This is a genomic window from Chryseobacterium sp. KMC2 (assembly GCF_016756935.1).
GTDB classification, from domain to species: domain Bacteria; phylum Bacteroidota; class Bacteroidia; order Flavobacteriales; family Weeksellaceae; genus Chryseobacterium; species Chryseobacterium rhizosphaerae.
Window position 1 is genome coordinate 239,546 of record NZ_JAESIT010000001.1, and the last position, 14,372, is coordinate 253,917.

Annotated in this window: 9 protein-coding genes; 2 read left to right on the plus strand and 7 right to left on the minus strand. The window is 36.0% G+C overall.

Annotation, left to right across the window (positions count from 1 at the left end; all coding sequences use genetic code 11):
• Positions 1-107 precede the first annotated feature (107 nt).
• From JML65_RS01080 to JML65_RS01090, 3 genes are all read right to left on the minus strand, one after another.
• Positions 108-860: a polysaccharide deacetylase family protein gene (locus JML65_RS01080; protein WP_047485468.1), complete on the minus strand. Its 753-nt coding sequence runs from the start codon at positions 858-860 to the stop codon at positions 108-110.
• A gap of 84 nt (positions 861-944) precedes the next feature.
• On the minus strand, positions 945-1,910 hold the full coding sequence (locus JML65_RS01085) for an NAD-dependent epimerase/dehydratase family protein (RefSeq protein ID WP_047485731.1): 966 nt from the start codon (positions 1,908-1,910) through the stop codon (positions 945-947).
• A 276-nt stretch (positions 1,911-2,186) separates the two neighbouring features.
• Complete coding sequence (locus JML65_RS01090; protein ID WP_202269654.1) at positions 2,187-5,027, minus strand: TonB-dependent receptor plug domain-containing protein; 2,841 nt, start codon at positions 5,025-5,027, stop codon at positions 2,187-2,189.
• A 262-nt stretch (positions 5,028-5,289) separates the two neighbouring features.
• Here JML65_RS01090 and ggt point away from each other — a divergent pair, with 262 nt between their 5' ends.
• Positions 5,290-6,978 carry a gamma-glutamyltransferase gene (gene ggt / locus JML65_RS01095; protein ID WP_202269655.1) on the plus strand — a complete coding sequence of 563 codons (1,689 nt, stop codon included), beginning with the start codon at positions 5,290-5,292 and terminating at the stop codon, positions 6,976-6,978.
• A 222-nt stretch (positions 6,979-7,200) separates the two neighbouring features.
• Positions 7,201-8,481, plus strand: coding sequence for a dicarboxylate/amino acid:cation symporter (locus tag JML65_RS01100; protein ID WP_047485733.1), 1,281 nt, complete (start codon positions 7,201-7,203; stop codon positions 8,479-8,481).
• Positions 8,482-8,489: 8 nt separating this feature from the next.
• Here JML65_RS01100 and JML65_RS01105 read toward each other — a convergent pair whose 3' ends face one another.
• The 4 genes from JML65_RS01105 to JML65_RS01120 all read right to left on the minus strand — a co-directional run bounded on the left by JML65_RS01105 (position 8,490) and on the right by JML65_RS01120 (position 14,148).
• Positions 8,490-9,380: a diacylglycerol/lipid kinase family protein gene (locus JML65_RS01105; protein WP_373866349.1), complete on the minus strand. Its 891-nt coding sequence runs from the start codon at positions 9,378-9,380 to the stop codon at positions 8,490-8,492.
• 4 nt (positions 9,381-9,384) lie between these two features.
• Positions 9,385-10,212 (minus strand): RsiV family protein, encoded by an 828-nt coding sequence (locus tag JML65_RS01110; protein WP_202269656.1) that lies wholly within the window; start codon positions 10,210-10,212, stop codon positions 9,385-9,387.
• A gap of 97 nt (positions 10,213-10,309) precedes the next feature.
• On the minus strand, positions 10,310-12,253 hold the full coding sequence (locus tag JML65_RS01115) for a transglutaminase-like domain-containing protein (RefSeq protein WP_202269657.1): 1,944 nt from the start codon (positions 12,251-12,253) through the stop codon (positions 10,310-10,312).
• Between the two features lie 2 nt (positions 12,254-12,255).
• The gene (locus JML65_RS01120) at positions 12,256-14,148 is read right to left on the minus strand and encodes a DUF3857 domain-containing protein (RefSeq protein ID WP_115917211.1); all 1,893 of its coding nucleotides are present in this window, start codon (positions 14,146-14,148) and stop codon (positions 12,256-12,258) included.
• Positions 14,149-14,372 lie beyond the last annotated feature (224 nt).

A 14,372-nucleotide genomic window follows, 5' to 3' on the forward strand; every position in this document is an offset into this window, starting at 1 on the left:
CGAAGCTCAAAGTTTAGAGTAAGAGAAATCAAATGGACTTGCAATGGAAAAAGGATTCCTAACCTCTATCACCTAACCTCCACTACCTATCATCTGCAACCTGCAACCTAAAAAATATAATCTTTCATACGGGAAACGGCAAGTTCTTTCTCGTTGATAAAAGTAAGGAGGGCATCTAATTTGTCCTCCATTTTTTTGCCCGAAAACAAGCTTCTGTAAAAGGGAATATCAAAACGGTATTTTTTAAAATCTGTAAACTGCCACGAGTTCAGATAAATCAGTACAAACTCTTCATTCTGCAGGGTCTCTAAAACCATATTCTGATAATACTTCATGGGTAGAATCTGAAATACAAAATCATTGTATGGGAGCTGACTGTAGGGAGAGATGCTTTCCGGGATAATACTTAAGCCATCCTCTTCTGTAATTTCCGTATCTCTTTTGAGACGTTTGAAAGGGAAAAGTATATCTGCATTATCGATATTGGAGACATAATTAAACTCCAATAATTTCAAATTTTCCTGAGGTACTTTTACCTCCTTCTGACGAATTCCTCTGATCTGTTTTTCCAAAAGATCCTGAATTTCTTTCTTGGCATTTTCAATTTCTGTAAGGTTGGAGTCTTTATTATAAAAAGCAATTTCATGCCCTTTGGATGAAATTGCTTTTATAAGATTCTGCAGTTTTCCGGAGAGAGAAACCTCTACAAAAAAACTGGCTTTAATATCATGAATATCTAAAATTCTAAGAATTGCTTTGGTGTTATCTTCTGTGATTTTCAGTCTTTCTTCATCGGTAATTTGAAACCCTTTTTTGGGGTCAGCATCAATATTTACCATGTTAAAAGTTAATAATATCATTTAAATTAAATTTTATATAAAAGTTATAATATATTAAAAATCAGAAGTTAAAGCAATTTTTAATTAAAGTATTACTTTACATTATTAATCCTTAGCTAATTTTACTTTCAGATTCTTGATCATGTCTTTTGACATTTCAGAAATTCCGAAATCATACGTCAGCCCCCAGTCTTTTTTAGCCACTGAATCATCAATTGAAGCCGGCCATGAATCTGCAATTGCCTGTCTGAAATCGGGTTGATAATCGATGGTAAAATCCGGAATTTCTTTTGCAATTTCCTCCGCCAATTCTTTTGGAGTAAATGACATTCCACCCAAGTTATAAGAAGAACGAACCGTCAGACTTTCTTTTGGAGCTTCCATTAATTTTAGTGTGGCGTTGATCGCATCATCCATATACAACATCGGCATTCCGGTGTTCTCAGAAATGAAGCTTGTATACTTCCCCTCCTCTATTGCCTTATAGAAAATCTCAACAGCATAATCTGTTGTTCCTCCACCTGCAGGAGTCTTCCAGGAAATTAATCCGGGATACCTGATGCTTCTTACATCCACCCCATATTTATCAAAATAATACTCACACCATTTCTCTCCTGCCATTTTAGAAATCCCATACACTGTAGTTGGATTCAAAACAACATCCTGCGCTACATTCTCTTTTGGAATTCCTTTTCCAAACACAGCAATAGAACTTGGCCAGAAGATCTTTTTAAGAAGCCCCTCCTTTGCCATTTCACAAAAATGCAGCAGAGGTTCCAAATTCAGTTTCCATGCAAAAATAGGCTGCTTTTCTGAAGTTCCGGATAAAAGCGAAGCCAGGTGATACACTGTAGTGATATCATAATCTTTCACTACCTGTCTCACCAATTGCGTATTGGTAACATCCATTCTTTCATAGTGTCCCGCAGCGGTAATTCCCTCTTGCCATCTGTCCAGTCCTGAAGCAACTACATTTTCTGCTCCGTGGATTTCAACAAGTCTATTCGTCAGTTCGGTGCCGATTTGTCCCAAAGCACCCGTAATCAGTATTCTTTCCGTATAGGATTCCATTTTTAGATTTTTTTTAGAATGGTACAAAAGTAAAAAAAACATGTTAACCATAATAAAAAAGGTGTATTTAAAAATACACCCATGGATTGTTATAGAAAATTATTTATATACTGAACTCAGGATAAGGCATTTCTATATTATAATTAAGAAAGGAAGCGGTTATTAAGAATATAAAAAAATGACTGAACCTTATTTTATTAGCTTTTAAACATTTACAGATCAGCAGCATCAACCAGTAACTTCTAGCCCTTTTCCCTGTCTAAACATGACTAAAATTTATAAGCTCAAATTCATCCTTACAAACAGAAACCTTCCATTCATTCCAAACTGTGAAACATTTCTGGAATACACAAACTGATCCTGATTGGAAAGGTCTATACTATTAATTGGATTCCCAGAGGCATCTACAGAAGGTGTTTTCAGAGATCTGGGTCCATAATTCTTATCCGGATAAATATCAAATAAATTATTAGCACCAATGGTCAGCCTTAAGCCTTTTGTAAATTTATACCCAATCGACAGATCGGTAATGACTTTACCTCCCCAAACCGGATGCTCAACAGGCACCTGCTTCCCATTGATCATATTGCTATCGACAATACCGTCTCCATTCACGTCTGTTGTATTAGGATCAGTCACTTTTCCAAAATATACATTCCTCACAAGGATACTAAAATTATTAAGCTCTAAAGCATTATTCAATGACACTTTAAATCTTGGGACTGCCTCTTCCAGGTAGACGCGACTGGTTTCAGAATAATAACGGTTTACCTGACCAGCCTGAATCAGAATATCCGAACCATGGATCTCTCCCACCCTATTGGTTTTGGATACCGTTGCCGCTAAATCAGAATTCAAAGTAACCTTTTCAGAGATTTTCAACCTGTGAGAAATTACACCTTCTATCCCTTTGGTCTGAGTGTCAATAGCATTGGCAAAGAATGTTGCCGCGGTGGCATTAGCCTGATCAAAGCCTTTCTGAAGATTATATTCAGGGCTGTCCACCGGAAAAACTCCCGAAGGTCTGGAAAACTGATCTGTTAATACTACTCTGTTTTTTATTTTAATATAATACCCATCTACCGTAAATGTCAGGTTAGCACTTGGTATTTTAGCGGTAAAGCCTGCAGAAAAGCTATTAGACTCTTCCTGCTTCAATTGGGGGATTCCTAAAATCTTTGCCACTTGAGAATCATTAGAAAATGTCCCGACTTCATACGCTGTCCCTCCCACAAACTGGGTAGCTGTTGCATTGAAATAAATTTGCTGTAAGGAAGGCGCCCTGAATCCGGTGGAATGCGCTGCCCGGATGTTAATATGATCCGTAAGTTTATATCGGGATGCAATCTTATAATTGAATGTAGAGCCAAAATCTGAATAATTTTCAAACCTAAATGCTGCACTCACCAACCAACGATTGGTAACATCCAATTCCGTATCCAGGTAAGCCGCTACAGAGCTCCTCCCTTTTTTCAATGCATTCTCCGGTCTGAAGCCAGGAAATACCTGTGCCCCGCCGGGTCTTGTAGCCCCCATAAAATCTGTCGGTTTCAACGAAGCTGCAGTTTCGGGATTCTGAATATTTCCGTTAATATCATAAAGAGCCCATGAGGCTTCTTCTCCACTTTCTATTTTATATCTTTCCAATCTCACCTCTCCGCCAAATGCCATATTGAAGCCCTGCAGCCAATCAAATTTGGTGTCAAAATCAGCATTGATCGTATTCTGTAAGAACCCCAGTCCCCCACCTCTAAACTCCCTTTGCATGGAAGACAGCATGGATGCATTAGCCGTATTTTTTATAGTATAATCAAAGGTATTCTGTCCAAAGGTATTACTGATATCATAATTTACATTTCCTACTTTGCCTTTAAAACCCGCCGCTAGTGAAAGGTCAATCACATCAGATGCAATCTCCGGTAAAAAACCGTTGGGATACAATGAAGTTGAAGTCCTGCTTTGGTTAGGTCTTCTGTAAAATCCTGCAGCATTTCCGCTTCTATAAGAAATTCCTCCAAATGCATACCCACGTACTGATGAAGAAATATCAAATTCGGAATTCATAAAAACCTGTCCCGATCCAAGCTTAGACTGCCCTACTCTCATATTAAAATCATTTCTCTCAAGCCCTCTGTAAGTTAATTCATTAGCTGTAACATCTGCTCTTAAAATCGCTTGCAGTTCCGGAATCGTATTGGCATTCTGAATACTCATCAGCATCCCTGGACTGAAATAGTTTACATAAGGAGCATATTGATGAATGTAATTAACGATCTGTTGAGTATTGGAAGTGTTTGTAATATTCCCAAATAGAGAATTAATATTAACTCCATTTTCAAGTGCTCTCTGCTCAATAGCGTTGTAGGCATTGAAAATATCTCCCGTAGCCGTTCCGGCTCTTCCTGTAGCGGCTCTGTTCAGAAAACTGGCTGTAAAATTCAAAAATCCTGTAGCACCAAGCTTTGCACCATAATTAAGATCCAGCTGATATTTTTCCCCATCCCAGCCACCACTGTGGTCATTAGAGCCTTTCGAATTATACCCTCCTGCTGTAATGGCTGCAGTGAGGTTATTTGTACTTTTCTTCATAATAACATTGATAACACCCGCAATAGCATCAGAACCATATTGCGCTGAAGCACCATCCCTCAGTACCTCTAATCTTTCAATCGCAAAGGCAGGGATTGCATTTAGGTCTGTTCCTACCGAGCCTCTTCCCGGTGAACCATTGATATTCACCAATGAAGAAGTATGTCTTCTTTTTCCATTAAGCAATACAAGAACCTGATCGGGACCTAATCCTCTCAACTGTGCAGGATCTACATGATCTGTACCATCTGCAACTGTGGTAGAATTGGAGGTAAAGGAAGGTGCCGCATAATTTAAAATCTGATTAAGATCTGTCTGAGGACTCAACACTGACTGTGATCCAATATTAATCACATCTACAGGAACCGGTGTGTCGGTAGCCACCCTACTTTTGTTTCTGGATCCCACTGTAATTTTAACTTCATCCACAGTTTTCACTTTAATTGAATCCCCGGTTTGTGCATAAAAATTTACAGAAATAAAGAATAACGCCCCTAAAGAGACAATTTTTTGATTGTTTTTTCTCATGTGTTTTTTTTCAAATGTACAAATCATTTTAAAAACAACACAGACATTATCAATAAAATATCATAAATTATTGAAAATAAATCAACAAAAACAACTAGTTATTGATTTTTAAATATGAATTTTTAATAATAAATACCAAATAAGCAAAACCAAACAGTCCTAATCCTGCCAGGTCAGGTGAAAAAATTAAAAATACATTTCATGAGACCAGCATCGGCAATGATTTACAAAAAAACTATATTTTTGTTATAAAGAAAATCATATGAAGAAGTTTTTAATTGTTTCGGTCCTGTTAGCAAGTCCATTAAGCTGGGCCCAGTTTACAGATATCAGTATCGTAAAAGAAGTACAGGTAAAAAAGAAGGGTGTAGTAGTCTCTGCTCATCCTTTAGCCAGTGAAGCAGGGTCAAAAATTCTAAAAATGGGAGGAAACGCCTATGATGCCATTACGGCGACACAGTATGCATTGGCAGTTGTATACCCTCAGGCAGGAAATATCGGTGGTGGTGGATTTTTGGTGGGTGTAAAAAATAATGGTGAAAAATTCACATTAGATTATAGGGAAACGGCTCCCAAAAAAGCTTCCCGGGATATGTATCTCGATAAAAAAGGTAAAGCAGATACTGATCTGTCTCAAAACGGAAGACTTGCAGTGGGTATTCCGGGGAGTGTAGCTGGTTTTTTCGCTACCTTAAAGTATTGTAAACTTCCTATGGAAAAAATCATACAACCTGCCATTGATCTGGCAGAACAAGGTTTTACCATTACAGAAAAGGAAGCCGATATGCTGAATAACAATAAAGAGAAATTTCAAAAGCATAACAAATCCTCTATTATTTTTGTAAAAGATACTCCCTGGAAAGCCGGTGATATTTTAGTGCAGAAAGAATTGGCTGAGACTTTAAAGCTTATCCAAAAATTAGGGGCAAAAGGTTTTTATGAAGGAAAAACAGCGGATCTTTTGGTGGCAGAAATGAAAAGAGGTAATGGAATCATTACTCTGGAAGATCTTAAAAATTATAAAGTTGCTGAAAGAAAGGCTTTAGAATTTGAATATAAGGGAAATAATGTAGTATCCATGCCTTTACCCTCAAGTGGAGGTTTACTGCTGGCTCAGATGTTGAGAATGGCGAGTTTTGAAAATCTTGAAAAATACCAGCAGAATTCTACAAAGGCTGTTCAGATTATGACTGAGGCTGAAAGAAGAGCTTTTGCAGACAGGGCTGAGTATATGGGTGATCCTGATTTCATCCAGGATAAAACGGATTATCTGATCTCTGATGCCTATTTAAAAGAAAGATGGAAAAGTTTCAGTTTTGATAAAGCCACACCTAGTGCTGAAGTGGGTAAAATTATAGAACAACCGAAAGAGTCTACCCAGACTACCCATATTTCTGTACTGGACAAAGACGGAAATGCAGCTTCTGTAACCACTACCCTTAACGGATATTACGGAAGCAAAGTACTGGTTTCAGGGGCAGGATTCTTCCTCAATAACGAAATGGACGATTTCTCCATCAAGCCAGGTGTACCCAATATGTTTGGAGCTGTAGGCGGAGAAGCCAATGCGATCCAGCCCAATAAAAGAATGCTTTCTTCTATGACGCCTACGATTTTGCTGAAGAACGGAAAACCTTATATGGTGGTGGGAACACCAGGAGGAACAACCATTCCCACTTCCGTATATCAATCTATTGTCAACGTTGTTGATTTTAAATTAAACGCCAATATGTCCGTGAATGCACCCAAGTTTCATCACCAATGGCTTCCAGAAGTTATAACAGTGGAAAATAACTTTCCCGAAAGTACTATTTCCGAGCTGAAAAGCAAGAATTATGTTATTGAAAAAATAAAACAAATCGGAAAAACAGAAATGATTGTTCTTGATGACAATGGTAGTATTCACGCTGTAGCAGACGGTCGTGGCGACGACTCTGTTGCTACTGAATAATTAAAAGCGACTTTACTCACATAAAAAATCCTGTTTTAATTATTTTAAAGCAGGATTTTTTATTGAAAACTTTACAATACAATCCTTTATTTACCAGAGGTCGGCACGTAAAGACAAATACTCTCCTCCCTACGTGATATCCTGTATTTTTTTAAAACTTTAATGATATTCATCATGTTTTTGGAAAAAATTCATAATTTCGCCCTTCTAAAACCACTTCTATTGAAAGCAAAACAATTTTATCAGCAGCTTTATTTTCAGGTTATTATAGCCATTATTGCAGGTATTCTTCTCGGAAGATATTATCCTGAGCTGGGAGAAAAAATGAAACCATTAGGCGATGGTTTTATTAAGCTGGTAAAAATGATTATTGCTCCGGTTATTTTCATTACCCTGACCCTGGGAATTGCTCATATGACCGACCTTAAAAAAGTAGGGAGAATTGCAATAAAGGCAATGATCTATTTTTTTACGTTCTCAACTTTAGCACTCATCATTGGGCTAATAGTGGGTAATCTTTTACAACCCGGTCATGGTTTAAATATTGATCCGGCTACCCTTTCAGGAGATATTTCACAATATAAAGAAAGAGCTCATGATTCTACACTTACCGGTTTCATCATGAATATCATTCCGGATACTCTTTTCAGTCCTTTAGTGGGTGATAATATACTTCAGGTTCTCCTTGTGGCAATTTTAATGGGTGTTGCTTTGGTACTGACTAAAGAAAAGAGTAAGAAAGTAACTGATTTTCTTCAGGATTTGTCTACTCCTATTTTTAAGATTGTCCATATGCTTATGAAGCTTGCCCCTATCGGAGCCTTTGGTGCTATGGCTTTTACGATTGGAAAATATGGACTTCATTCTGTGTTGAACCTTATTTTCCTGGTAGCCACATTCTATATCACATCTATTCTTTTTGTGGTCATTGTTCTGGGCGCTGTTGCATGGTACAATGGGTTTAGCATTTTCAAACTCTTGTATTATCTTAAAGAAGAGCTTCTTCTTGTATTAGGTACAAGCTCTTCCGAATCGGCTCTTCCGGGTCTTATGGAAAAACTTGAAAAAGCAGGCTGTTCAAAAGCTATTGTAGGTTTAGTAGTTCCCACCGGTTATTCTTTTAACCTGGACGGAACCAATATTTATATGACATTGGCTTCACTTTTTATTGCTCAGGCATTGAACATCCATCTTCCTCTTGAAAAACAGCTCATGCTTCTGCTGATCGCCATGTTGAGTTCTAAAGGTGCTGCCGGAGTTACAGGTGCCGGATTTGTTACACTGGCTGCTACATTGGCCGTAGTTCCTGAAGTTCCTTTAGCCGGAATGACATTAATTTTGGGAATAGACAAATTCATGAGTGAATGCAGAGCATTAACCAATGTTATAGGAAACTCTGTGGCTACAGTAGTTGTTGCTAACTGGGAAAAGCAGCTTGATAAAAAACAGCTACAATACTGCCTCGATCATCCACAGGAAATTGAGAAAAAACTTGAAGTCTGAACAGGTCTTTACACCAGGATATTAAGGCTTGCAGGCTGTACTTTAACATGGATGGGTGATTCTATTTTATTAAACTCACCATCAAGATGCCAGTTTTTGGTATTCACCTCGAATGAAATTTCAGAAACCGGAAGATAGGTAACATATTCATCGTCCTTTAGTCTTTTGGTAAACATTCTGAAAGCAAACAATGCAGAATAGGTCAGAGGAAATTTCTTCACCAAAACCATATCAACCAAACCGTCGCTTTTACTTGCTTTTGGAGCAATATAGGCATTATTACCAAACTGACGGGTATTGGCAATATTCAGCATAAGATATCTGCCATTGTACTGCTGATACTCTTCGCCAAAAAATTTCACTTTGATTGGTTTATAATTGAAGAATGTTTTCAGGGAAACTTTAATATAATTTTTGAATCCACGGCTTGTTTTCTCAAACTCTTTAACCACTTTTCCATCAAAACCTGTTCCTGAAACATTGATAGAAAGCCTGTCATTAACCGTAAATGTATCGATTTTTCTGGATTGCTTTGCTTTTATTTTCTCTAAAAGTCCATCCAGATTTTTACTGAAGCGCGTTTCATTGGAGAATCCATTTCCGGAGCCTGCCGGAAAAATAGCCAGGATCTTATCTGTAGAAATAAGATTTTTAGCTACGGTAGAAATAGTTCCATCCCCCCCAATTGCCACAAAAATATCGATATGATCAAAATGAGTTTTAATAAACTCATCTGTTCCCGGAATAGATTCAGAGACGTAATACAAAGGATTTCCAACCTTTGCTTTAAGTTCATTCAGAAACGGCTGATAATTTTTTTTGGCCGAAAAAGGGTTGATGATAAAAGCTACTTTTTCCATTACCGCAAAAATAAACAATGCTTCCTGAACCGGAAGCATTTATTTATTTAATTTTCATTCTTTCTTTAAATTCTGCATTCAATGTCACGCCTAATTCTTCCCAAGAGATAGGAATGGTGATATCTCCTGCTGCAAAAGCTGCAATTTCGTACGGGCTGTAATGAAAATAAAGGTTTTTCTGATCAAAATAGAAATTATTGTTCGCCGGAATTTTTTCCACCAGCAGCATTTCGGAATTTTTAACTTCTCCTTCAGCATCTGATGTTCCACTATTAATATTATTGATATTCTTCATCAGAATAGCTTCAATTTTAGCCTTTGGCATTGAGGTGATGTCCTTCAGCTCAAGTTTTTTATTCTTCTTAAGATCAAAAACCCTTTCAGCAAATCCGTAATTATCATGAGCCCCGCCCTCATAACCGCTTCCTACATACTGAATATGCATATATCCATTGGTATTGGATATGAGATTCATGTAAGAGCTGGTATACCAATCCTGAGCATAGGTGATATCTGAAAGCCAGTCTTTATTGTCATTTTTTACAGAAGAGAAATATCCTATTTTCTCATTTTCCAAATAAGTCTGAAGCCCGGTTTTGGAAAAATCTTTAATATCTTTATTCTGGAAATAAATACTGTCTAATAAGGTTTTATCTTTCAATTCCGGGAAGACCAGCAATTTTGAAGTATATTTTACTTTTAAAGAGTCTGTGATTTTTGTAGAATCACTTACTTTAACAGAATCTACTATCAGTTTTCCGGATTCTTTGTAGTCTGACTTTTCGGTAGCCGGTCCTGTTGATTCATTTTTCTTACAGGCCGTAAAAACAAAGAATGAAGATAGTGCCAAAACAGTAATCGTATTTTTCATAATTAATTTTTTGATACTAATACAAAAACCATTCAAAAGCTGAATGGTTTTAAAAAAATATTATCGATAGTGTTGATACACATTAAAAATCAAACACTTATGATTTCTTCACTAAACTTATCACCTGATTTTCATGTTTTGAGGCAACTCCCCAAATTTGCTTGAAAGCCGGGTAATATTCTTTTGGATAATCCGGACTGGCTACTTTAGTGGTAGCTGTTACCTCCAGCTTATTCCCTTTTTGTTCCACTACATAGCTGTATTCTATTTCTTTATCCTCTGTAACAATTTTCTTAGTTTGAGGAATCTCTTCAATAGTATATCCTTGAGGGATTTCCAGGATAACTTTTTTCACTTTCGTAGAACCCGATCCAAAATCTATAGGATGTTTCCTAGCTTCCGTCTGATCAAAATCGTTAGAATTCCTATTCAAAAACAGCATGGGGTTGATAATTATTTTTTTACCTACCCGGTCTACCATATCTGTAGATTCGAATTTCATGGTACTCTCAAATTCCCCGTTCTCTAATACTTTTGAATCAATTCCAGTAAAATCTACAGAAAAATTTTCTTTATACTGTTTTTTATATTTATCGGGATTCTCATCATAAGCATCCTTAACATACATAGCAAAAGTCCCGGTATCTTTATCAGAATACGTCCCGGAAACACTTCCATCCTCGTTAATTTTAGCATCCACAGTAAGATAGGTATTACTTAATTTATTGTTGACCATCTGAATCTGTACAATTTTATCATTCGTCATCAGAATACCATACTGATTCCAATCTCTTAAAGGAAGCTGATCCACAGAAGACTGTTTTGAAGTTGCATCATAAATATGAAGCCCTCCCGCTGTTTCAATAGCAGCCAATACAAAGTTCATATTTGATATATTGGGTGATATTAAATTTACCCATCCGTTATCAACAGTAGAAATGACAAGTGGATCCGCTTTAATTCCAGCTTCACGAAGAAGCATTACCAGATAAAGATTAATTTCTGCAGCATTCCCGGTTTTAGTATCTAAAAGTTTTTTAATTCCATCTTCAGTATAAACTCCTTTCTCTTTATTCCAGGTAAAGTTTTTTTGAACATGTTTAAATATTGCATTCGCTTTATCAAGATCACTGCTCTTCATTTCTGAAATCCCAGCCGGCATATTATCTTTGGCAAGCTTTGATTTTTTCAGCTCGCTTCCAAAATAACTATTTTCATAAAGTCTTTTTCTGATTTGCTCCCATGAAGAAGAGTAGAGTTTAAGCTCACGGAAATTCGTAGAGTTAAGTTCAGTACTCACTTTTGTACGGAAATTCCTGCTGTTTCTTACAAATTTTTCATTTTTAAACCCTTTTACATTTTCAAAACCAAATCTATAGGTTTTATATTGAGCGCCGTACAATGTTCGGGGCTCTACTTCTCTGTATTTTGGCGCTAGATCACCCGTATAGTTGATATTATAGTCTATAGTATAAGGTGTATCCAAAACGTATTCTGTATACAGTGCAGGAGTATCAGATTCAATTAGTATTTCAGGAATAGCAAACAAACCCGGAGATAGTATTTCATATTGATACTCTAAGATTGATCCATCTTTGACATTTGGAAAGGCAAATTTGTTTACTGTCACAGATTTGCTTTCTTTACTTTTATATTTAGAGCTATTCTCCACTTTTACAGGAACCACCTTTCCATTCTCCAGATTATAGGTTAATGCCTTCATTTTATACAAGGACTCTTCCTGGTCTTTACCGCCGCCATAGCTATAAATAGGAACCTCAAGATTTAACCATTCCTCAGCTTTGTCTTTGTTATAAATTTTTACCCTATAAAAAAATTTCTTGTGTAGCAGACCTGTGCTTGTATCAATCATGAAGTGAACAGATCTGTATAAAATTTCAGCAGGTGCATTTTCGTCTAATAAAGATTTTGTCTTTGATAAATCTGCATCATTAAATTTCGGAGCGTTTAAAAACTCATGTTTTTGAGCTAAAACCACAATATTAGCTGAACAAACAATCAGCAGTATGATTTTCTTCATCTTTATATTTTTGTAATTAAAATTTTTGAATTATCCATGTTTAGTATTTTTTTTCTGAAGCCTACATATTCATTGTATTTTTCTTTTGTGTACATTCCTTTATTAACCTGTACTTTTCTTTTTACTTTAATTTCTTCTCCATTTTTAACAAAGCTTAAATTATAATACCCAAATTCAGATTTTAAATTGATGTCTTCCGGAGCCTCATCAATTTTATACCCCTTAGGAATGGTAAAATTGATTTCATACTCGTCTTCAAAAGCTTGTCTGATTTCAAAAGGAAGCTCACGGCTTTCTTCAGTTTTGTAAATAGTATTATTATAAATAGGAACAGCTCTGAATATAAGACTGTTTCCTGCTTTTTTCGCAAAATTATTGGCCTTGAAATCTATATCGTAGGTTATAAAAGCTTTATCCTTATCGTTGACAAAGTTTTTCATTTCAACTTTCTCAAAGTTTAAAACATCTAACGAATTTCTCAGCGCATCATTTTTTTCTTTGGGATTAAGTCCGGTAAAGCCTAAAGTATAATCATACTGACTTCCTGTATAATAGAAGTTACCCTCTCCTGAAATACTGTTATCCTCTCCTACTTTTACCTTCAGGACTTGTTTTTCTTTATTTTGATCAGCAGTGTATACGGGTGTATTAATCAGTTCTATACCGTTTTTCTTCACAGAAAGCACATTTCTGTCTGTTGTACTATACCCTAAATGATTAAATGCAATTTGCTGTGATGTATTTTCAAGCCATATATTTCCCTTTTCGGTAGGGACCATTAAAATAGCATGATTCCCTCCCATTTTTGGAAATTCAGGATCAAAAGACACTTGGGAAGGACTGGAATTGATCACACAATAATGTGAAGGAATTCCTGCTTCATCCAATAAAATCTTCATATAGTTGGTAAGACCTTTACAATCTCCGTATCCTTTCTTATCTACCTCTTCAGGCAGCATAGGAAGCCATCCTCCAATTCCCAACCCCACAAAGATGTATCGGGTTTTGGTCTGCATATACTGATAAATTTTCTTTACTTTATCTTCTACCGAACCTTCCAGTTTCAGAGCTGCTATTTCTGCTTTGATCGCAGGGGTAGAAACGGCAACAGGCTCTACCAGATTATTGTAATACCACGTTCCGAAATCTGTCCAATTATTTAAAGATCCCTGTTTACCCGCCAGATTAAATTTTGCCAACGCAAAACTTACCTTAGGTAAAATCTTCACAGGCTGCGGAATCAATGAAACATCATCAATTGCCGAAACATTCTTATAAGAATAGGTCTTTTCATTACCACTTCCGTTTTCTACAACAGAAGCATAGTTATATATAGAAGGATAGATTTTAGTTCGAAGTTCAATTCCTGATGTATTGATTATTTTAAGTTCTCCTTCCTCCAGTGAGGTATTGGTAGAGAAAAATGGAACGAAATCAGGAATGAAAATGGTATTCTTATCAGAAATCTGATAAGAGAAGTCTATAGTGTATGGATATTGAATCGGTGTATAATTAAAAACCAAAACCCTATTATCAGAGTAAAATACTCCTTGATTGTTATTAGCAAAATCACCGAAATCAGATTTGGAATAACTTTTTATTTTCTTTCCGGAATCATCATAGATGGTCACCTTTACATCAGAAATACTGTTTCCTTTATCATAAGAAATATAGGCTACAGCTTTATTATCTCCATCTTTATTTAAAACAGTTGTTACCTTATTATATTGATATTTTATCTCATCAATTTTATTAATCTGAACCGTTGTAAAATCTTTTCGGACAACAATATTTGCATTTTTCTTTAAGGTTTCAGGAATTGCAGAAACAGGATATGTCTGAGCAAAATACATTGAAGCGGCAGATAATGCTCCAATCAAGAATATTTTCATCATGGTTATTAAAATTATGCAAACATAAGAAAATCTTAATAACTGTTAAATTTTTATTTAAAAAAACTACTCCATCCATTGAAGTATTTAATTATTTCAAATAAAAAATACCTTTATATCACTATATATAAGACACTTGTGAATAATCAAAAGACATTTATTGATTTTTACAGCTGTCTCACTAAGAATATACTTGTATCAACGGAATTTAACTTTTTATTATACTT